Below are 19,940 nucleotides of genomic sequence, written 5' to 3' on the forward strand. Positions count from 1 at the left end.
ACGCCTAGGAGGCCCATGCCCCGCGACGAAATCACGTGGACGCCGCCTCCCGATGCCCAGGCATCGGGCCAGCCGCGGCAGATCCGCCGCATCCTGTCCCTCTTCCGCCCCTACCGCGCCCGGCTCGCCCTCGTCGGCCTGCTCGTCGGCGCCGCCTCGCTGGTGACGGTCGCGACGCCGTTCCTGCTCAAGGAGATCCTTGACGTCGCCATCCCGCAGGGCCGCACCGGGCTGCTCAGCCTGCTCGCCCTCGGCATGATCCTCAGCGCTGTCGTCACGAGCGTCTTCGGCGTCCTGCAGACCCTGATCTCGACGACCGTCGGCCAGCGCGTCATGCACGATCTGCGCACGGCCGTGTACGGGCGGCTGCAGAGCATGTCGCTCGCCTTCTTCACCAAGACCCGCACCGGCGAGGTCCAGTCCCGCATCGCCAACGACATCGGCGGTATGCAGGCGACCGTGACCTCCACCGCGACGTCCCTCGTCTCGAACCTGACGAGCGTCATCGCCACGATCGTCGCCATGGTCGCCCTCGACTGGCGCCTCACGATCGTCTCCCTGCTTCTGCTGCCGGTCTTCGTGTGGATCGCCCGCCGCGTCGGCCGTGAGCGCAAGAAGATCGCCACCCAGCGCCAGAAGCAGATGGCCGCGATGGCCGCGACCGTCACCGAGTCGCTCTCCGTCAGCGGCATCCTGCTGGGCCGCACCATGGGCCGCGCCGACTCCCTCACGAAGTCCTTCGCCGACGAGTCGGACCAGCTGGTCGACCTCGAGGTCCGGTCCAACATGGCGGGGCGCTGGCGCATGGCCGTCATCAGCATCGTCATGGCCGCCATGCCCGCGTTCATCTACTGGGCGGCCGGCATCGCCTTCCAGCTCGGCGGGCCGAGCGTCTCCATCGGCACGCTCGTCGCGTTCGTCTCGCTCCAGCAGGGACTGTTCCGGCCGACGGTGAGCCTGCTGCAGACCGGCGTCCAGATCCAGACCTCCCTCGCCCTGTTCCAGCGCATCTTCGAGTACCTCGACCTGCCCGTCGACATCACCGAGCGGGAGGACGCGATCCATCTCGACACCGTCAAGGGCGAGGTCCGCTTCGAGGACGTCGAGTTCCGCTACGACGCCGACGACCGGCAGGGCCCGATCCTCGACGGCATCGACGTCACCGTGCCCGCCGGCGGCAGCCTCGCCGTGGTCGGCCCCACCGGCTCCGGCAAGTCCACGCTCAGCTATCTGGTGCCGCGCCTGTACGACGTCACGGGCGGCCGGGTCACGGTCGACGGGGTCGACGTGCGCGACCTGGACTTCGACACCCTCGCGCGCGCCGTCGGGGTCGTCTCGCAGGAGACGTACCTCTTCCACGCCTCGGTCGCCGACAACCTCCGGTTCGCCAAGCCCGAGGCCACGGACGAGGAGCTGCACGCGGCGGCCAGAGCCGCCCAGATCCACGACCACATAGCCGCCCTGCCCGATGGCTACGACACCGTGGTCGGCGAGCGCGGTCACCGGTTCTCCGGGGGCGAGAAGCAGCGCCTGGCCATCGCCCGCACCATCCTGCGCGACCCGCCGATCCTCATCCTGGACGAGGCGACCAGCGCCCTGGACACCCGCACCGAGCACGCGGTGCAGGAAGCCATCGACGCGCTGTCGGCCGACCGCACCACGCTCACCATCGCCCACCGCCTGTCCACGATCCGCGGAGCGGACCAGATCGTGGTCCTGGACGGCGGCCGGATAGCCGAGCGCGGCACCCACGAGGAGCTGCTCGACGGCGACGGACGGTACGCGGCGCTGGTCCGGCGCGACGCCCGGTTGGAGAAGGCGGCCTGAGGAGCGCCGTGAGCGACGCCCCGGGCGGAACGGCGAGCGGAGCCTGAGGGGAGCCCTGGGCCGGGTGGCCGCACCGCCGCACCGCGCGCTGGCCCAGCCGGGGCCGGTGTCCGGTCCGACATGAAGATATGCCGGGAATGCCCTGATGTGCGGGTTACCGTTCCCGCATGCTGAACGAGACTCCGCGACGGAGCACGATCCGACTCACGCGCAGAGGGCGCGTCGCCCTGATGGCGACCGGGGCCGTCGTGGCGGCCACCGCCGTAGCGGTTCCCCTGGCCGTGTCCGGCGGCGACGAGGGACGGCCGACCGCCCTGGTCATCCCGGAGGGCTGGCGCTCGGGCCAGGTCTACGACGCCGTCGACAAGGCGCTCGAGCTCCCGGCCGGCACCACCAAGAAGGCCGTTCCGAAGGCGGGCCTCAAGCTTCCGGGTGACGCGGGCGGCAACCCCGAGGGCTACCTCTTTCCGGCGACTTATCCCCTCGACGCCAAGTCGACACCGCAGACCGTGCTGTCGTACATGGTCAACACGGCCACCAAGAGGTTCAACGGCAGCCAGACCACCGCGGGCGCCGACCGGAACGCCATCAACCCGTACCAGACCGTCATCATCGCGAGCATCGTCGAGGCCGAGGCCGACAACAAGGAGGACATGGGCAAGGTCGCCCGTGTCATCTACAACCGGCTCGACCACGGCATGCCCCTGCAGATGGACTCCACCATCAACTACGCGCTCGGCCGGTCCACGCTGGACACCAGCACGAAGGACACCAAGGTCGACAACCCGTACAACACCTATGCGCGCATGGGGCTGCCGCCCTCGCCGATCGGCAACCCGGGCGACCAGGCCCTCAAGGCGGCGGTCAGCCCGACGCAGGGCGACTGGCTCTACTTCGTGACGGTCAAGCCGGGCGACACCCGCTTCACCGCGGACTACGACGAGCAGCAGCGCAACGTCGCGGAGTTCAACAAGAACCAGGGCAAGGCCAAGACGGACGGCTGAGCGGCCCGGACCCCGGGGGCGCGAGGTCAGCGGAGGCGCCCCCGGGGATGGTCAGACCGCCACCGGGCTGCGCCCGGCGAGCAGCCGCCGGACGTCGCGCACAGCCGCCCGCCCCGCGCGGTTCGCGCCGATCGTGCTCGCCGACGGCCCGTACCCCACGAGATGCACCCGCGGATCCAGTGCCGCGCGGGTGCCCTCCATCCGGATCCCGCCGCCGGGCTCCCGCAGCTTCAACGGCGCCAGATGGTCGATCGCCGCCCGGAACCCGGTGGCCCACAGGATCACATCGGCCGCGACCTCCCGCCCGTCGTCCCAGGCCACGCCCGTCGGCGTGATCCGGTCGAACATCGGAAGGCGATCGAGGACACCGTTCGCCCGGGCCTCGCGGATCGCGTCGTTCACCGGCAGCCCGGTCACCGAGACCACGCTCAGCGGCGTGAGTCCCTGCCGTACCCGGTCCTCCACCATGGCCACAGCGGACCGGCCCCAGTTCTCGTCGAACGGGCCGTCGCGGAAGACCGGCGGGCGGCGCGTCACCCACGTCGTCTCCGCCGCGTACGGGGCGATCTCCATGAGGTGTTGCGTGCCGGACGCCCCACCGCCCACGACGACGACCCGCTGCCCCGCGAACTGCTCGGGACCCGGGTACTGCGCGGTGTGCAACTGCCGCCCGCGGAACGTCTCCTGACCGGGATAGCGCGGCCAGAACGGGCGGTCCCACGTCCCCGTCGCGTTGATCAGGGCACGGGTCGACCAGGCCCCGTCCGAGGTCTCGACGAGCAGCCGCCCACCGCCGCCCTCGCGGACCCGGCGCACCTCGACCGGGCGCCGCACCCGCAGGCCGAAGGTCTTCTCGTACGTGTCGAAGTACTCAGCGATGACCTCCGACGACGGCCGCGCCGGGTCGGCCCCGGTCAGTTCCAGGCCCGGCAGCGCATGCATGCCGTGGACCTTGCCGTACGTGAGCGACGGCCAGCGGAACTGCCAGGCACCGCCCGGCCGGGGTGCGTGATCGAGGACGACGAAGTCCCGCTCCGGCTCGAACCCCACCCGCCGCAGATGATGGGCGGCGGACAGACCGGCCTGTCCGGCCCCGATGACCACCACGTCGACCTGCCGGACGCCCACCGCGGCGGTGCCGTCTCCTGCCCCGATATCGTTCACGTTTCTACTAACTCGACCGGGGTCCGAGATCTTCCCGCCCGCCGCGCCCCGCTCAGCGGCCGCCCGCCACCAGCAGCGGAGCGCCACCCCTGACCGGCGCATCCGCCGGCAGGAGGCCGCGCGCCGCGAGATCGGGAATCACGCCCTCCCCGAACCAGTACGCCTCCTCCAGATGCGGATAGCCGGAGAGCACGAAGTGCTCGATGCCGAGCGCGTGGTACTCCTCGATCCGGTCGGCGACCTCCGCGTGACTGCCCACGAGGGCGGTCCCGGCGCCGCCGCGCACCAGGCCCACCCCGGCCCACAGGTTCGGCGAGATCTCCAGCCCCTCGCGCGTGCCGCCGTGCAGCGCCAGCATCCGCTGCTGCCCCACCGACTCGCTGCGGCCGAGCGCGGCCTGCGCGGCGGCGACCGTCTCGGGGGAGAGGTCGTCGAGCAGCCGGTTCGCCGTCGCCCAGGCGTCCTGCGCCGAGTCGCGCGAGATGGTGTGCAGCCGGATGCCGAACCGCACCGTGCGCCCCTCCTTCTGGGCGAGCGCCCGAATCCAGTCGATCTTCTCCTTCACCTGCTCCGGCGGCTCGCCCCAGGTCAGATACACATCGGTGTGCCGCGCCGCGACCGGCCCCGCGGCGGCCGACGAACCGCCGAAGAAGATCTGCGGCAGCGGGTCGGGCGGCAGGGCGGTGAACCCGCCGTCGACCTGATAGTGCTCGCCGTCGAAGTCGTACGGCTGCCCGCCCCACACCCCGCGCACGACGGAGAGGAACTCGTCGGTGCGGGCGTAGCGACGGTCGTGATCGAGGTGATCACCGTAGCGCCGCTGCTCGGCCGAGTCGCCGCCGGTGACGACGTTGAGCAACAGCCTTCCCTGCGTGAGGCGTTGATACGTCGATGCCATCTGGGCCGCCAGCACGGGGGAGATGACACCGGGCCGGAACGCCACGAGGAACTTGAGCCGCCGGGTGTGCTGGGCGAGGGCGACGGTCGTCAGCCACGCGTCCTCGCACCACGTCCCGGTGGGCGTGAGAACCGCCTCGAATCCCAACTGCTCCGCGGCCTTGGCTATTTGGACGAGATAGTCGAGGTCGGGCGCGCGTACCCCGGCGATCGCCCGGCCGGGCGTGCGCTCCGACGCGCCGCCGCTGAAGGCGTGCCGGTCGACGAGGGTGCGGCCGTCGCCGCCGGTCGGCAGGAACCAGTGCAGATGAACGGTCATGGTCTCAGGACTCCTTGCCGTAGGTGCGGGGGGCGGTGGAGGAGGCCGGCAGGTCGCCGTTGAAGCGCGTGTCGACGAAGTCGCCGAAGTCGACCTTGCCCGGGATCAGCTTCAACTCGGAGAAGACGTCGGCGATCTGCTGCTCCGAGGCGACCACGGCCTTGTCGACGGCGACGGTCACGCGGGTGCCGTTCGTCCGCTTCACCGCGTCGAGCGCGACCTCGTAGGGGAGCCCTGTGTCCTTCGCCCAGACCTTGGCCCACTCCTCGGGGTGCTTGTAGACCCAGTCCTGGGCGCGGCGCAGCCGGTCCAGATAGTCCTTGATCGCGGCGGTCTTCTTCTTGTCGCCGAGGGCGGTGGGGGAGGCGACCTGGAAGGCGAGCCCATTGGTGAGCCCGTCGCCGTCGGTGAGCACCCGGCCCTTCCCGCCGCGCAGCACCTGCGAGGTGTACGGGTCCCAGACGGCCCACGCGTCGACCTTGCCGCTGGTGAACGCGGCCAGCGCATCGGCCGGCTGGAGGTACTTGACCTTGATGTCCTTGAGGCCGAGCCCCGCCTTCCGCAGGGACGCGACGAGTTGGTAGTGCGCGGACGACCCCTGGGCGACGGCGACCGACTTGCCCTTCAGGTCCGCCGGCTTCTTCAGCGGTGAGTCGTCGGGCACGAGGATCGTGTCGCCCTTCGCGGTCCCGTGGCTCGCCGCCACGACCTTGATCTTCGAGCCGGCGCCGGCCGCGAAGACCGGCGGCGTGTTGCCGACGCCGCCGATGTCCACGGCCTTGGCGTTGACGGCTTCGAGGAGGGGCGGGCCCGAGGTGAAGGTGGACCAGTGGATCTTGTAGTTGAGATCGTCGAGTTCGCCCGCGGCCCGCAGCACGGCTTCCGAACCGCCCTTCTGGTCACCCACGTTGAGAGTCAAGGACCCTTTCCCGTCGGTGCCGCCGCCGGAGCCCGCGGTGCTCGTGCTGGCGGAGGGTGAGGCGGAGCAGGCACCGAGGAGCAGCGCGAGGGGTGCCAGGAGGGCGGCGGCCGGCAGGGCGGAACCGAGGGGGCGTCGCATATCAAGTCCGTTCGAAGGGCGGGTGGTTGAGTCCGCGGGAGGGATGAAGGGGTGGGGCGGGATCAGACCGCGGGCTGCTTCTCGACGGAGGAGAGCGTCTCGGCCCCGTCGATGCGGTCGTCCTGCGGGGCCTGGTCCGTGCGCTGGGTCTCATGGGTCTGCTCGACACCGAGGCGCCGCAGCAGCTCGGCTCGCAGTTCGGCGAAGCGCGGATCGGTGATGTCGCGAGGACGCTCCAGATCGACACGCGTCTCGTACGCGATGACGCCGCCGTCCATCACGAGCACCCGGTCGGCCAGCAGTACGGCCTCCTCGACGTCGTGCGTGACCAGGAGGACGGCGCAGCCCCGCCGCTGCCACAACTCGTCGACCAGGCGCTGAGCCTTGATCCTGGTCAGCGCGTCGAGGGCGCCGAACGGCTCGTCGAGCAGCAGCAGGTCGGGCTCGCGCACCAGGGCGCGGGCGAGCGAGGCGCGCTGGGCCTCGCCCCCGGACAGCGTCTTGGGCCAGGCGTTCGTCCGGTGCTCCAGGCCGACCTCGTCCAACGCCCGCTCGGCCAGGGCCCGTTCGGGCTTGCCGGGCAGTCCGAGCAGTACGTTGCGCCAGACCCGCTTCCAGGGCATGAGCCGCGGCGCCTGGAACGCGACCGCCTTGCGGCGCGGCACGAGCACGGTCCCCTCGATGTCCCGGTCGAGCCCGGCGAGGATGCGCAGAAGGGTGGACTTTCCGCAGCCGCTGCGCCCGAGCAGCGCGACGAACTCGCCCGGCTGCACGTCGAGTTGGAGGTCGTCGATGACGGATCGTCCGTCGAAGGAGCGGGTGAGCCCCGCCACGTGTACGGCGAGTCCTTCGGTCGCGGGGGTCACCGGCCGGTGAACGTCGGTCGCCATTGCAGCAGCAGCCTTTCGAGGGAGCGGACGACGAAGTCGGCGAGCAGGCCGAGGAGCGAGTAGACGATCAGGCACACGACGATGACGTCGGTGCGCAGGAAGTCCCGCGCCTGCACCATCAGGAAGCCGATCCCGGCGTCCGCGTTGATCTGCTCGGCGAAGACCAGGGCGAGCCAGGCGATCCCGAGTGAGTACCGGAGTCCGGTCATCGCGCCGGGCAGCGCCCCCGGCAGTACGACGTGGCGTACGAGGCCCCACCGGTTGAGCCCCAACGACTCGCCTGCTTCGACGAGTTGGGAGTCGACACCGCGAATGCCCGCGTACACGTTCAGATAGAGCGGGAAGGAGACGCCGAGCGTGATGATGGCGACCTTCGGTGCCTCGCCGATCCCGAACCAGATGATGAACAGCGGGATGAGCCCGACGAACGGCACCGTCCGCAGCATCTGCACGCTGGCGTCGACCAGGTCCTCGCCGATCCGGAACAGCCCGGACACCAGCGCGAGCCCGACGCCGACGACGACGCCGAACAGCAGGCCCACGGCGACGCGTTGCAGGGACACGCCCATGGCGCCGGGCAGGGAACCGTCGGCGACGAGATCCCGGCCGACCTGCGCGATCTTGCCCGGTGAGGCGAGCACGTCGGGCGTCAACACCGTGGTGGAGCTGAGGAGTTGCCAGACGAGCAGCAGCAGGAGGGGGCCGGAGGTGCGGCGCAGCCAGCGCGGGACGCGGGTGCGGCGAGTGGAGGAGGGGACGAGGGGCTCGAGTTCGGGCGAGCGGGGTGCGGTATCCGTCGAATCGGATATGTCCGGCGCCGGAACTTTGGGCGGGGCATGACTGATGCTCATGGCACTCCACGGCAGGGGAGGGCGCGCCCCGACGTCAGCGGGCGCGCGTCAACGGCGCGCCGGCGCAGAGGGGCAGCCGGGGCGACAGGAGAAAGCGGAAGGTGGTTCGAGAAGGCGTCAGTGGCCGCGACGACACGCGGCGGAGGCCACCCGCAGCAGGTCGATGTGACCGCGCGTGGTGAGCAGGACTGAACGCAACATGCCGGAGAACGTAGCCAGCTTGTCGACACACGGTCAATGGTGTCTCACCGTGTGGACCGGGGATTTCAGGTTCCGGTCCGGCGGACGGGTGATCAGGACCGGGGCCAAGGTCGTGCGGCGGGCAGCTCGGGGCGACAATAGGCCCATGTCCGACGCATTCACGACCCGAGTCCTGACCGTCACCACCGGCTCCACCGAGCGGGTCGTCGACCTCACCCGCGACTGCGAGTCCTTCCTCCGCGAAGCCGCCCAGGGCCGCGACGGCCTGCTCAACCTCTTCGTGCCGCACGCCACGGCCGGCATCGCGGTCATCGAGACGGGTGCCGGCAGCGACGACGACCTCCTCGCGGCCCTGCACACCCTCCTGCCCGCGGACAACCGCTGGCAGCACCGCCACGGCAGCCCCGGCCACGGCCGCGACCACGTCCTGCCGGCGTTCGTACCGCCGCATGCGACGTTGCCGGTGGTCGGGGGTGGGCTGGAACTGGGGACGTGGCAGTCGGTGTGCCTGGTGGACACGAACCGGGACAACCCTGAGCGGAAGGTTCGGCTGTCCTTTCTCGCCGGTTCCTGACGAGGGAGCCCGGGTCCACCGCGGCGCGGTCGCGGGCGGTTGTAGCCAAACGTCGTCACCGGCGGCGACTCGGCCGATACCAGGCACGGCCCTCGACGCTTGCAGGTGATCGAGCGTCAAAGGCCATTGTCAGTGCCTCCCCATAGAGTGAATACATCACTCGGGGAACGCCGGAGGGGGAGCACAGACGTGTCTGCAAACAGGATTCAGCACAAGGTGAATCACGTCGCGCTGGTAGTGGACTGTTCGGGTTCGATGCGTCCGCACCAGAGTCAGCTCATCCGCGTGGTGGACGAGTTCGTGGCCGGCCTGAAAGCCGAGTCGGACAGCCTCGGTCACGAGACCCGGATCAGCCTCTATTCCTTCGACCACAAGGTGGAGAACCTGGTCTGGGACATGGACGTGAAGCATCTTCCTTCCATGCGGGGGCTGTACCAGGTGCGCAATGGCGCCACGGCACTGATAGAAGCCTCCGTGAAGTCCCTGGACGACCTGGGGCACATCTGGGAGGAATACGGTGAGCACAGTTTCCTCCAGATCGTCGTGACGGACGGCGAGGAGAACGCCTCCGGCGGCGACGTCCGGCACGACGGTGACATGACCATCCTCGGCCCCTGGCTCGACCGGATCACGGCGAAGATGAACGGGCTGCCGGTCCACTGGACGTCGGCGATCCTCGTGCCGAACTCCCTGGCCAAGCGCACCGCCCAGAACTACGGCTTCCCCGCGGGGAACATCGCCATCTGGGACGCGGATTCCCAGCAGGGCGTCGAGGAGGCGATCGGCACCGTGCGCGCCGCCGCCACCAGCTTCCTCCGCGGACGGGAGCAGGGCGTGCGCGGCACGAAGAATCTCTTCGCCGTCGGTCAGGACATATCCGTCGACGAGGTGCGGGCGAATCTCGAACCGATTCCGGCCGACAGGTACCGGCTTCTCAAGGTCGACAAGGAGATCGAGATCCGCCCCTTCGTGAATTCGCATCCGGGCGTGGCCTACGAACGGGGCGCTTGCTACTACCAGTTGGGTGCCAGAGCTCAGGTCCAGCAGAACAAGGAAGTCATCGTGGTCGAGAAGGACACCGACCGCGCTTATACGGGTGATGCGGCGCGCAGTCTTCTGTTCGGTACGGGGGTGCAGGGAACCGTCTCCGTGAAGGCGGGGAACAATCCGAAGTTGGAGGTGTACGTGCAGAGCCGTTCGGTGAACAGGAAACTCAAGCCGAATACGCGGCTGCTCATCATGCTCTGAATTCGAGGGGAGGAAAGCACTCGCGTAGGGCCCGCCCCGCCTCCCGGTGCTGGTCGGCGGCCGTCGGGTCGGTCGGGTCGAGGAGGAGCGCGAGGCCCTCGTGGGCCAGCGCCTCCTCCAGCCGGTATCCCAGGGGCGGGGCCAGTTCCAGGGTGCGGCGGTGCAGACGCAGGGCCTCGTCGGGGAGGTCCGCGAGGCGGCAGGTCTCGGCGTAGCCGTTGAGGAACCGCACCTTCCAGTGCTCCTCGAACAGTTCGTCCAGCAGGGCGAACGCCTCGCGGTGGCGGGTCAGGGCCTCGTCGTAGCGGCCCATGCGGCGCAGCGCGACGCCCAGGCAGTTGAGGCACCAGGCTTCGTTGTTGAGGTGGCCGTCCTCGCGGGCCAGCGCCAGTGCCTGATCGAGGTGGCGCGCCGCCGCGTCGGGCTCCTCGTCGGCGATGGCGACGCCGAGCGTGATCCGGGCCGTCAGCGTGGGCGGCCACGCGGGGTCGGCGTGGGGGAATTCCAGTACCTCACGGGCCCGTTGCGCGGCCTCCTCATGTCGGCCCAGCTGCAGCATCGCCCAGGCCTCCGCCGCGGCAGCGTGGGCCGAGCCCGCCGGACTCTCGGCCTGCTCGTACAGCTTGCCTGCCAGGCCGAAGAGCTCGAGCGGCTCCTCGGTGTCTCCCTCGTCCCACTTCAAGTAACCCCGGCGCAGGGCGAGTTCGGCCTCGGTGGTCAGGTCGTCGGACTGTGACAGCCAGGACTGTGCCGTCTCGTACGCGGCTTTCGCCTCCGTCGTCCGTCCCGCGTTGTAGCGTGCGAAACCCAAGTCGCAGTATGCGAGCGCCAGGTGAAGCGGGTCGCCCAGGCGTTCCGCGGCCGCCACCGAACGCTCGAACAGGGCGTTGAGGTGCGTCGTGCCGCAGCGGCGCGCGAAGTACGCACGCAGGAAGCGGGGCAGTTCGCGGACGTGCGCGTCGGCGCCGACGGCGGCCGCCGTCTCGAAGGCCGCCACGACGTTCCCGTACTCCGTGACGAGCCAGGCGAGCGCCGCGTTCTTGTCCGGGAACCGCGGCAGCGCGGCCGGGGGCAGGCCCGCGGAGGGCGGCAGGGCGGGGGACAGGAAGGGCATCGCGGCGTCCGCGGCGGCCGCCGCGTGCACGTAGTAGTCGAGGAAGCGGCCCAGCGCCCGCTCCCGCTCGGCCGCCGAGTCCTGTTCCGCTCCGGCCCGGCGGGCATGCTGACGGACCAGGTCGTGCAGCCGGTAGCGGCCGGGCGTCGGCTGTTGGACCAGGTGCGCGTCGACCAGGTCCTCCAGCATCGTCCGCGCGCTGCCCAGCGGCACGTCCACGAGAGCCGCCGCCAGGTACTCGTCGAAGGATCCGCCGGGCAGCAGGCCCAGCATCCGGAAGAGGCGGGCCCGGGCCCGGTCCAACTGCCGTACGGACATGGCGAAAGCGGCGCTGAACTCGGCGTCGAAATCGCTCGCCCCCTCGGCCATCCGCTCGGCGAGGATGCCCACGGTCCAGCCCGGCCGGTGCCGCAGCCGGGCCGCGGCCAGCCGGAGGGCGAGCGGCAGATGCCCGCACAGGCGCAGCACCTCGGCGGCGGCCTCCGGATCCCGGACCAGCCGGCTGTCCGGGTTGGCGCTCTCACCGCTGGCCCGGGCCAGCAGGTCCGCGCTCTCCCGCGGACTGAGCACGTCGAGGGAGACCGGGGGCACCTCGTCCAGACCCAGGAGGCGGTTGCGGCTGGTGATCAGGGCGACGGACGCTCCGGCGCCGGGCAGCAGCGGGCGGACCTGGTCGGCGTCGGCCGCGTTGTCGAGGACCACGAGGACCCGGCGGCCGGCCAGCTCGGAGCGCCAGCACGCGGCGAGCTGCTCGACGCCCTCGCGCGGGACCTTCTCGGACGGGACGTCGAGCGCGCCGAGCAGCATCCGCAGCGCGGAGTCGGGGTCCAGCGGTTCCCGGCCCTCGGTGAATCCGTGCAGGTCCACATAGAGCTGGGCGTCCGGGTAGTCGGCGGCGAGCCGGTGGGCGGCGTGCATCGCCAGACAGGTCTTGCCGACCCCGGCCATGCCGTCGACGGCGACGACCCGATGGCTGTCCACCGCGGTGAGCACGGCGGCGAGCTCCGCTTCGCGCCCGGTGAAGTCGGCCGCGTCGCGCGGCAGATCGTTGCGCGGCCTCGGCCGTACCAGACGGCTGGACTTCGGCGGCGCGGGCAGCGGACTGGAACACCGCTCCCACAGCGGGCGCAGGGGACGGGGATCACGCTTCACCAGGCGGCACAGGGCGATCACCGCGGGCCAGGGAGGCACGGTCTGCCCGCCCAGATAGCGCGACAGCGACGAGGAGCTGAGCCCGGCGTCCCGTGCGAGGGCCCGCACGCCGAGCCCGGACAGGTCCTGGATCCGGCGCAGCCGGTCGGCCAGCTCGACGACCGGGTCGGCCTGCGCTGTCCGGTGCTTCTCTTGTCCGTCCACCAGCTGCCCCGCCGTTCCATCAGAGGGCCCCGCCGTTCATGCGGTGCCCCGTGTCCCGCCCCGACGGAAAACTACCTGGCCAAGTCGCCGCTGCTCAAGGCTGTTTCACCTGTCCCACGGTGTCCCACCGCCGTGGTCGGGGCGAGCGGATCCGGCTGATATGGACTCACGCCCCGACGGAAACGGGGCACCTTCCCGCAACGAGGAGCGAACCGCGATGCAGATGCAGTCCCGCATGCAGAACCCCGCCGCCGTCCTGCCGGACGCGATGTCCTCCATCCAGCAGCTCTTCAAGGCCGTGCACGCCGGCGGGGTCGAGGGGCAGACGCTGGAACTGGTCCATCTGCGGGTCAGCCAGATCAACGGCTGCAGCGCCTGTGTCGACGGCGGCGCGAAGACGGCCCGCAAGGCCGGGGTGAGCGACGAGCGGCTCGCCGCGATCGCCGCCTGGCGCGAGGCCCCGTACTTCACCGAGCCGGAGCGCGCGGCGCTCGCGCTCGCCGAGGCCGCGACGCGGCTGGCCGACCGTCCCGACGCGGTGAGCGACGACATCTGGGACGCGGCCGCCACCCACTTCGACGAGAAGCAACTGGCCGCGCTCGTCCTGATGATCGGCGTCACCAACCTGTTCAACCGCCTCAACGCCACGACCCGCCAGATCGCCAGCGCCTGGGGCTGACAGCAGCCGCCCCCTCCGGCCCCGCCCCGGACCGAGCACCCGACGAACTACTCCAAGCCCATGCCACTTGCAGATCCGCTAGATCCGCTAGATCCGCCAGGCCCGCTGGACCATCTGGATCCGCGTACGCGAAAGGGAACCACCATGACGAAGAACACCGCCGAGAAGACCGCCACGGCCGCCGGCTCGTACGACGGCTTCACCGACGAGGAGCGCGCCGCGATGAAGCAGCGCGCCCAGGAGCTGAAGACATCGGCGCGCCGTGGATCGCGCGCCGACAAGGCGGCACAGGACGAGGCCGCCGTGATCGCGAAGATCGCCGAGATGGCCGAGCCGGACCGGCGCACGGCCGAGCGGCTCCACGCCCTGGTCAAGGAGAACGCGCCGGAGCTCGCGCCGAAGCTCTGGTACGGGATGCCCGCGTACGCCAGGAACGGCAAGGTCGTCTGCTTCTTCCAGTGCGCGGCGAAGTTCAACGCCCGGTACGCGACGCTCGGCTTCAGCGACCAGGCACAGCTGGACGAGGGCACCATGTGGCCGACGTCCTACGCCCTGACGGGACTGACCGCCCAGGACGAGGCGAGGATCGTCGACCTGCTGAAGAGCGCGGTGAGCTGAGCCGCGCCCCTGCACCACACCATGGCGCCCGGCGCCCAGACACCCATTGCACCGAGAGACCCAACAACGAGACAGCCCTCCGAAACAGCCCTTCTGGATGCGCGGCGAAGAGCCGGCCGCACATCCTGAGGGGCTGTCCTCGTGGTGTAGACCACTAACATCCACCCGCCCAACCCGTCGCGTCAAGTGCCGAGTTGACGCAGGTCGGAAGGCCGGATGACGTGCGGGTGTCGTGGCGGCCACGGTGGCGGCGCGGTCACGTCCGGTGTTGACAGCCTTCGTTGGTCTAGTCCAAATTGAGGGCACGCCGGTTCGCCGACGGACGCGTTCAGCGCTCCGTCCCGACCGCCCTGGACCGCCGCCCCCGGGAGCCTTCCCCGGGGGCGGCCACCGGTCGCCCTCCGTGCGACATCACCCGCCACCACCCCACTCCACAGCACCAGTTCATCCAGCAGGCATCCACTCGCATCACTCAGGCCTCACCAGCCTCAGAACCGCACTCCAGTACCTGTCGGCCCGACGGTCGACGCGGTTGCACCGAAGGATCGAGCCTTGGAACACCGCACGACACCCCCCGCCCCCTACCTCCACCGCGCCGCCGGCGAGGTCCCCTACCTCAGCGCGGACGGCGAGACCTACCTCGCCCAGACCCAGCTGCGCCACCTGGACAAGAAGCGGCCGCTCAGAGTGCTCTCGCCGGAGGACTTCGCCTTCTGGCAGACCTACGGCTACGTCGTGGTGAAGCAGGCGATACCCGCCGCGGCCGCCCGTCAACTCCTCGACTTCACCTGGGAGTTCCAGGGCATCGATCCCGACCGGCCCGACACCTGGTACCAGGAGCGGGAGTTCCGGACGGACCTCGACCGGGACCTGCACGTCTACGGCTTCGTGGAGGCGTACCACCACCAGCTCCTGTGGAACAGCCGCCAGTCCCCACGTGTCTACGACGCGTTCGTCGACGTATGGGACAGCGAGGAACTGTGGGTCACCCTCGACCGGCTCAACCTCAACCCGCCCAACATCAAGAACCGCTCCCGCGAACTGATCGCGCCCACGGAGCAGGGCTTCGACATCGAGCTCCACTGGGACGTCGACACCACCTCCAGCGTGCTGCCGCAGCGCGTGCAGGGGATCATCGCGCTGAACGACACCAGCGCCGAGACCGGCGGATTCCAGTGCTGCCCCGAGCTGTTCCGGCGCTTCGACCGATGGGCCGCCCTCCAGCCGGCGGACCGGGACCCCATCCGGCCCCGCATCGACCGCGACGAAATGCCCGTGGTGCGGCCGGAGTTGGCGGCCGGTGACCTGCTCATCTTCAACGGCATGCTGGCGCACGGCGTCGCGCCCAACACCTCCGACGCGAGCGTCCGGGCCGTCCAGTACCTGTCGATGATGCCCGCCCTGGAGACCCACGAGACGCTGCGCCGCTCCCGCGTGGACTCCTGGCGCACCCTCAGCACCCCGGACTGGAACCCGACCCTGCTCGGCGACGCGGTCCGCCCCGAATCGCTCAGGTACGGCCCGGCCGACCTCACCGACCTGGGCGCCAGGCTCCTCGGCCTGGAGTCGTGGGGCGGGCGCGAACCGCGCGAGGGCGAGGCCGCGGAGGAGGCGTCGTGCCCCGTATCTGTCTGATCCTGCCGACCAACAGGCCCTGCACCGACACCCTTTGGGCCCTCGGCGACGAAGCGGCGTACGCCGCGGAGACGTTCGACGCCGAGGTGCGGCTGCTGGTCCTGGACTCCTGCGACGCGGCCGTGCGCGAGCGGCACCGCGAGGTCCTGGGCCACCGGCCCGCCGATCCGCGGATCGCCGTCCACCACCTCGACGAGGCGCGGCAGCGCGACTTCCTTCGCCGGGTCATCGCCCGTGCCGACACCCCCAAGCCCGAGCTGTTGCTCGACCTGATGCTTCCGGACCGCGTCTCCTACGGGGCCTGCACCAACCGGGCGTTCCTGCTCTCGGCCGCGCTCGGCTGCGACTCCGTCCACCGCAGGGACTCGGACAGCCGCTACCAGAGCGTCGAGGGCCGCCCCGTCTTCCCCGTGCACCACGAACTGCGCAGCCTCGGACGCAGGGCCGCCGACGCCGCCGCGTCGGTCGACGAGACCGCCTTGGCCGTCGCGCACCGGGACCGGCGGGTGGCGATGGTCGGCGCGTCGTTCGTCGGTGAACTCTCCGTGGACGTCGCCGAGATACAGGCCCTGCGCCCCGACCTGTACACCGAGATCATCGGCCTGTGGGCGCCCGGACACTGGTCGGCCGAGCAGCGCGCGGACCTCGCGGCCGAGTCGTTCCTCGGCGCCGGGACCGAACCGTTCACCCACGACCGGTCGCTGCTCACCCTCGTCGACCCGATGCGCGTCGACATGTGCAACATCGCCTTCCACGACGTGCACGAACGCGTGCCGCTGCCGCCCGCCACCGACACGATCGGCAGCGACTACTTCCTCATCCACCTCGTGCACGACGCCGGGCTGCCGGGGGTCCTGCACAACCGCGACATCGTCAACTTCCACACCGCCGAACGCAGGACCGGCCCCGGCTTCCTCGCGTACCAGACGCGCTTCGCGAAGTTCCTGTTGTCGATGCTGTACCTGCACCACGTCTACGAGCGGATGGCCGAGGCCGGTCCGGCGCTCCTGGACGACCGGGGGCAGGTGCGGGCCGATGCCGTCGCCGCTCTCGTCCGCGAGAGCACCACGCTCGACCGGACGGAGAACATCCGACGGCTCGACGTCCTCGACGCCTCCTACCGGCAACTCGGCCACAGATATGTCGAGTTGGCCGACCATCTCGCGGCGCGACGCGAGCGGCTGCTCGACGAGGCGCGCCGCGACATGGAGGACTTCGCCCTGCTGACGGAGTCCTGGGAGGCGCTGGTCCACGCGGCCCGCACCACCCCCGTGCCCGGCGCGGAGCCGACCCGATGACGGCCACGGGACCGCTCCGCGACGCACTGGCCGCCGCCACGGAGGACCGGCTCGTCTACGACCTCGACGGCATCGGCGCGAGCTGCGCCGAACTGCGGCGCGAACTCCCGGGCGTACACGTGCGGTTCGCCCTGAAGGCCTGCCCGGTGGACGAGGTCCTCCGGTATCTCGCGCGGCGCGGCATCGGCGTCGACGCGGCCGGACCCGAAGAGATCGCCCAGGCGGTCCGGGCCGGTGTCCCCGTCGAGCGGATCCACTACGGCAACACCGTGAAGTCCGACCGGAACATCGCGCACGCCCACCGCTCGGGCGTACGCGACTACGCCACCGACAGCGTCGAGGACGTCCGGGCCGTCGCGGCGCACGCCCCCGGAGCTCGCGTCTTCTGCCGGCTCGCGACCACGGGCGACGGGGCGCTGTGGGGCCTGAGCGACAAGTTCGGGTGCGCCCCCGCCGACGCGGTCGACGTCCTCCTCGCGGCCTGGGAGGCGGGGCTGACCCCCGCGGGCCTGTCCGTGCACGTGGGGTCGCAGCAGATGACGGCGGACGCCTGGCAGGACGCGTTCGCCGACCTCGCGCAGACCCTGGAGGCGCTGCGCCGACGCGGCGTGGTCCTCGATCACGTCAACCTCGGCGGCGGCCTGCCCGCACGCGGGTACACCGACCGGTACGGCACGCCCCTCGACCCGCCCCTGGACAAGATCTTCGCCGTGCTCCGCGACGGCATGCAGCACCTCAGGGACCTGCACGGCGGCCCTCTCGACTTCGTCGTGGAGCCGGGCCGCCACCTCGTCGCCGAGCACGGCGCCGTCCGCGCCCATGTGGTCCGTACGACCCGGCGCCGCGGGCCCGACGGCACGTACCGGCGCTGGCTGTACCTGAGCGCCGGACGGTTCAACGGCCTGTACGAGACGGACGCCCTGCAGTACCCGCTCGTCTTCCCCACGCACCCCGACGCGGACCGGGTGCCCGCCCGGGTGGCCGGACCCACCTGCGACAGCGACGACGCCTTCCCCGCCCCGGTGCTCGTGCCGGCGGACCTCAGGTCCGGCGACCCCGTGTGGGCGCTGGCCAGCGGCGCCTACGCGGCCAGCTACATGACGCGCGGCTTCAACGGCTTCGCCCCGCTCCCGCACACCTGCGTCGGCGGCGCGCGATGAACGACGCCGTCCGCATCCGCGGCATCGCCGAGCGCGACTGGACCGCCATCGCCGCCCTGGAGGCCCGCGCGTACACCCGGCTCGGCCTGACGGAGGGCCAGGCCGCCCTGCGCGCCCGGCGGGACACCTCGCCCGACACCTGTTTCGCCCTGCACCTCGGCGGTCGACTCGGCGGCTACGCACTGGCGTTGCCCTACCCGCACGGCGCCTACCCGGGCCTGGGGCGAGCCGGCCGGGCCACCGCGCCGACCCGCAACCTGCACCTCCACGACCTCGTGATCGCGCCGGAACTGCGGCGCCGGGGCCTCGCCCGCAAGCTCCTGCGGCACCTCTTCACGGCCGCGCGCTCCCACGCGTACGACCACGTGTCCCTCGTCTCCGTCGGCGGGACCGAAGCGTTCTGGTCGGCGCGCGGGTTCACCCCGCATCCCGGGGTCGTGACCCCTGGCGAGTACGGCGCGAACGCCGTCTACATGTCCCTGTCCCTCGAAGTGAGTGGTGTGCGTGTCCCCTGTCCCTGATGCCGCCCCCGGCCCCCGCGACCCCTTCCGACGCCACCAGTGGGCCGTCGCCGCGCTGTTCTGCTCCCTCGGCTTCCAGTACGCCACCTGGGCCGCGCGCATCCCCGCGCTGAAGGCCGACCTCGGCCTCACCCCGGCCCAGGTCGGCGTGCTCCTGATGGCCGCGGGGATCGGCGCGGTCGTCTCGTTCCCGCTCGTGGACCCGCTGATGCGGCGGCTCGGCTCGCGGCGGCTCGCCCTGCTGTCGGCGCTCGGCCTCGCCGCGCTGCTCCTCGCGCTGGCCGAGGTCCCCAACTACCCGCTCGCGCTGCTCGTGCTGGGCGTCGACGGCGTCCTCGTGGGCTGTCTCAACGTCGCCATGAACGCCCAGGGCGCCGCTCTGGAAGCCCGGTTCGAGCGGACCACGATGGCCCGCCTGCACGCCACGTTCAGCGGCGGCTCGCTGCTCGCGGCGCTGCTCGCCTCACGGATGAGCGCCCTCACGTCCTCCCTCCTCGGGCACTTCGCCGTCGCCGCGGCCCTGCTGGTGCTCCTGGGCGTGTACGCCAGGACCGGACTGCTCGCCGACGACGAGCCGGCCGCCGCGCCCGAGGACAAGAGCGGGAAGAAGCGCCGGGGCAGATGGGCGATGCCCTCGCGGCTGACGCTGTGGATGTGCGCGGCCATGGCGTTCGGCACCGTCACCGAAGGCGCCATGAACGACTGGTCCACGCTGTACATGCAGGAAGTCGCAGGCGCCTCGCACGCGTTGGCGCCGCTCGGCATCGCCGTGGTCTCCGGCATGATGCTGCTCGCCCGGCTCTTCGCCGACGGCTGGCGCGGCCGCTGGGGCGACGGCAGAGTCGTCGTGACCGGCAGCGCGCTCGCCACGGCGGGCCTCGCCTTCGCGCTGCTGGGCGGCGGCGTCGTCCCGGCGCTGATCGGTTTCGCCTGCGTCGGCCTGGGCATCGCGGCGGTGACCCCCTGCGTGTACGTGGCCGCGGCCCGGCAGGGCGCCGACACGCTTGCCGTGGTCGCCGCCATGGGCACCACCGGTCTGCTGGCCGGACCGCCGGTCATCGGCTTTGTCGCGGACGGGGCCGGTCTGGTGTGGGGGCTGGGCGTCGTCGCCGGCGCGGCGGCCGTCGTCTGCCTGTGCGGCACCCGCATCCGGTGGCAGGACGCCCCGCGGGAGGGCGCCGCGGAGCCGCGGGCCGAGGCGGTGCCCGGCAGCGGCACGGCGTGATCCGCGCGGTCGCTGCTCGGCGGGCGGCGGGCAGGCTCCGCCCGTCCGCCCGTCACCCGGGGCTTCCCGGACGTCCGGGTTCCCGCCCTCGCGCTGCCGCGGCCCGGCGCGCTGTCGCTCCAGTTCCCCGCGCACCGGGTACGGGAGTTCACCGGTGCACGCCGTCGTCGATCAGGCGGTCGGGGTCGTCATCGTGCTCGGCCGTCTCGAGCCGGACCAGGGCTGGGAGGTCCTGAAAGAGGTCTCGCAGCACACCAACACCAAGCTCCGGGAGATCGCCGAGCAGAGCGTGGAGTGGA

General features: G+C 71.4%; 18 protein-coding genes. 11 read left to right on the plus strand and 7 right to left on the minus strand.

Features of this window, described 5'->3' with window-relative positions:
- Positions 1-15: 15 nt before the first annotated feature.
- Together ACQUQD_RS36010 and mltG are read left to right on the plus strand one after the other, a co-directional pair.
- A complete protein-coding gene (locus ACQUQD_RS36010) occupies positions 16-1,827 on the plus strand; it encodes an ABC transporter ATP-binding protein (RefSeq protein ID WP_428956392.1) in 1,812 nt (603 codons plus the stop codon).
- Between the two features lie 167 nt (positions 1,828-1,994).
- Complete coding sequence (gene mltG, locus ACQUQD_RS36015; protein ID WP_428956393.1) at positions 1,995-2,831, plus strand: endolytic transglycosylase MltG; 837 nt, start codon at positions 1,995-1,997, stop codon at positions 2,829-2,831.
- 51 nt (positions 2,832-2,882) lie between these two features.
- Here the strand turns inward: mltG and ACQUQD_RS36020 are convergent, their stop codons facing one another.
- The 6 genes from ACQUQD_RS36020 to ACQUQD_RS36045 form a co-directional block, all read right to left on the minus strand.
- Entirely contained in the window at positions 2,883-3,995 is a 1,113-nt protein-coding gene (locus tag ACQUQD_RS36020; protein ID WP_428956394.1) for an NAD(P)-binding domain-containing protein, read from the minus strand.
- Positions 3,996-4,047: 52 nt separating this feature from the next.
- Positions 4,048-5,211, minus strand: coding sequence for an LLM class flavin-dependent oxidoreductase (locus ACQUQD_RS36025; RefSeq protein ID WP_428956395.1), 1,164 nt, complete (start codon positions 5,209-5,211; stop codon positions 4,048-4,050).
- Positions 5,212-5,215: 4 nt separating this feature from the next.
- Complete coding sequence (locus ACQUQD_RS36030) at positions 5,216-6,271, minus strand: ABC transporter substrate-binding protein (RefSeq protein ID WP_428956396.1); 1,056 nt, start codon at positions 6,269-6,271, stop codon at positions 5,216-5,218.
- Positions 6,272-6,333: 62 nt separating this feature from the next.
- Positions 6,334-7,161, minus strand: coding sequence for an ABC transporter ATP-binding protein (locus ACQUQD_RS36035; RefSeq protein ID WP_428956397.1), 828 nt, complete (start codon positions 7,159-7,161; stop codon positions 6,334-6,336).
- A complete protein-coding gene (locus ACQUQD_RS36040; RefSeq protein ID WP_428956398.1) occupies positions 7,134-8,012 on the minus strand; it encodes an ABC transporter permease in 879 nt (292 codons plus the stop codon). The genes ACQUQD_RS36035 and ACQUQD_RS36040 overlap by 28 nt, the downstream gene beginning before the upstream one ends.
- Before the next feature lie 117 nt (positions 8,013-8,129).
- A complete protein-coding gene (locus ACQUQD_RS36045) occupies positions 8,130-8,213 on the minus strand; it encodes a putative leader peptide (protein WP_351373514.1) in 84 nt (27 codons plus the stop codon).
- A 145-nt stretch (positions 8,214-8,358) separates the two neighbouring features.
- Between ACQUQD_RS36045 and ACQUQD_RS36050 the strand changes: the two genes are divergently transcribed.
- Both ACQUQD_RS36050 and ACQUQD_RS36055 read left to right on the plus strand, forming a co-directional pair.
- Positions 8,359-8,787: a YjbQ family protein gene (locus ACQUQD_RS36050; protein ID WP_428956399.1), complete on the plus strand. Its 429-nt coding sequence runs from the start codon at positions 8,359-8,361 to the stop codon at positions 8,785-8,787.
- Positions 8,788-8,976: 189 nt separating this feature from the next.
- Positions 8,977-10,035 (plus strand): VWA domain-containing protein, encoded by a 1,059-nt coding sequence (locus ACQUQD_RS36055; RefSeq protein ID WP_428957737.1) that lies wholly within the window; start codon positions 8,977-8,979, stop codon positions 10,033-10,035.
- On the opposite strand, the gene ACQUQD_RS36060 is transcribed toward ACQUQD_RS36055, so the two are convergent.
- On the minus strand, positions 10,025-12,505 hold the full coding sequence (locus ACQUQD_RS36060; RefSeq protein ID WP_428956400.1) for an ATP-binding protein: 2,481 nt from the start codon (positions 12,503-12,505) through the stop codon (positions 10,025-10,027). The two genes, ACQUQD_RS36055 and ACQUQD_RS36060, sit on opposite strands and share 11 nt — an antisense overlap.
- A 223-nt stretch (positions 12,506-12,728) precedes the next feature.
- Here ACQUQD_RS36060 and ACQUQD_RS36065 point away from each other — a divergent pair, with 223 nt between their 5' ends.
- From ACQUQD_RS36065 to ACQUQD_RS36095, 7 genes are all read left to right on the plus strand, one after another.
- A complete protein-coding gene (locus ACQUQD_RS36065; protein ID WP_428957738.1) occupies positions 12,729-13,184 on the plus strand; it encodes a carboxymuconolactone decarboxylase family protein in 456 nt (151 codons plus the stop codon).
- Positions 13,185-13,328: 144 nt separating this feature from the next.
- Entirely contained in the window at positions 13,329-13,802 is a 474-nt protein-coding gene (locus ACQUQD_RS36070; RefSeq protein WP_428956401.1) for an iron chaperone, read from the plus strand.
- A 552-nt stretch (positions 13,803-14,354) separates the two neighbouring features.
- Entirely contained in the window at positions 14,355-15,437 is a 1,083-nt protein-coding gene (locus ACQUQD_RS36075) for a phytanoyl-CoA dioxygenase family protein (protein ID WP_428956402.1), read from the plus strand.
- A complete protein-coding gene (locus tag ACQUQD_RS36080; protein WP_428956403.1) occupies positions 15,419-16,735 on the plus strand; it encodes a DUF6271 family protein in 1,317 nt (438 codons plus the stop codon). Before ACQUQD_RS36075 ends, ACQUQD_RS36080 begins: the two co-directional genes overlap by 19 nt.
- Positions 16,732-17,895, plus strand: a complete 1,164-nt coding sequence (locus ACQUQD_RS36085) for a type III PLP-dependent enzyme (protein ID WP_428956404.1) — start codon at positions 16,732-16,734, stop codon at positions 17,893-17,895. Before ACQUQD_RS36080 ends, ACQUQD_RS36085 begins: the two co-directional genes overlap by 4 nt.
- Positions 17,892-18,416 carry a GNAT family N-acetyltransferase gene (locus ACQUQD_RS36090; RefSeq protein WP_428956405.1) on the plus strand — a complete coding sequence of 175 codons (525 nt, stop codon included), beginning with the start codon at positions 17,892-17,894 and terminating at the stop codon, positions 18,414-18,416. Before ACQUQD_RS36085 ends, ACQUQD_RS36090 begins: the two co-directional genes overlap by 4 nt.
- Positions 18,400-19,641 (plus strand): MFS transporter, encoded by a 1,242-nt coding sequence (locus tag ACQUQD_RS36095; protein ID WP_428956406.1) that lies wholly within the window; start codon positions 18,400-18,402, stop codon positions 19,639-19,641. The genes ACQUQD_RS36090 and ACQUQD_RS36095 overlap by 17 nt, the downstream gene beginning before the upstream one ends.
- The last annotated feature ends 299 nt before the right edge of the window (positions 19,642-19,940 follow it).

This window comes from Streptomyces sp. cg35 (assembly GCF_050410835.1).
Lineage (GTDB): Bacteria > Actinomycetota > Actinomycetes > Streptomycetales > Streptomycetaceae > Streptomyces.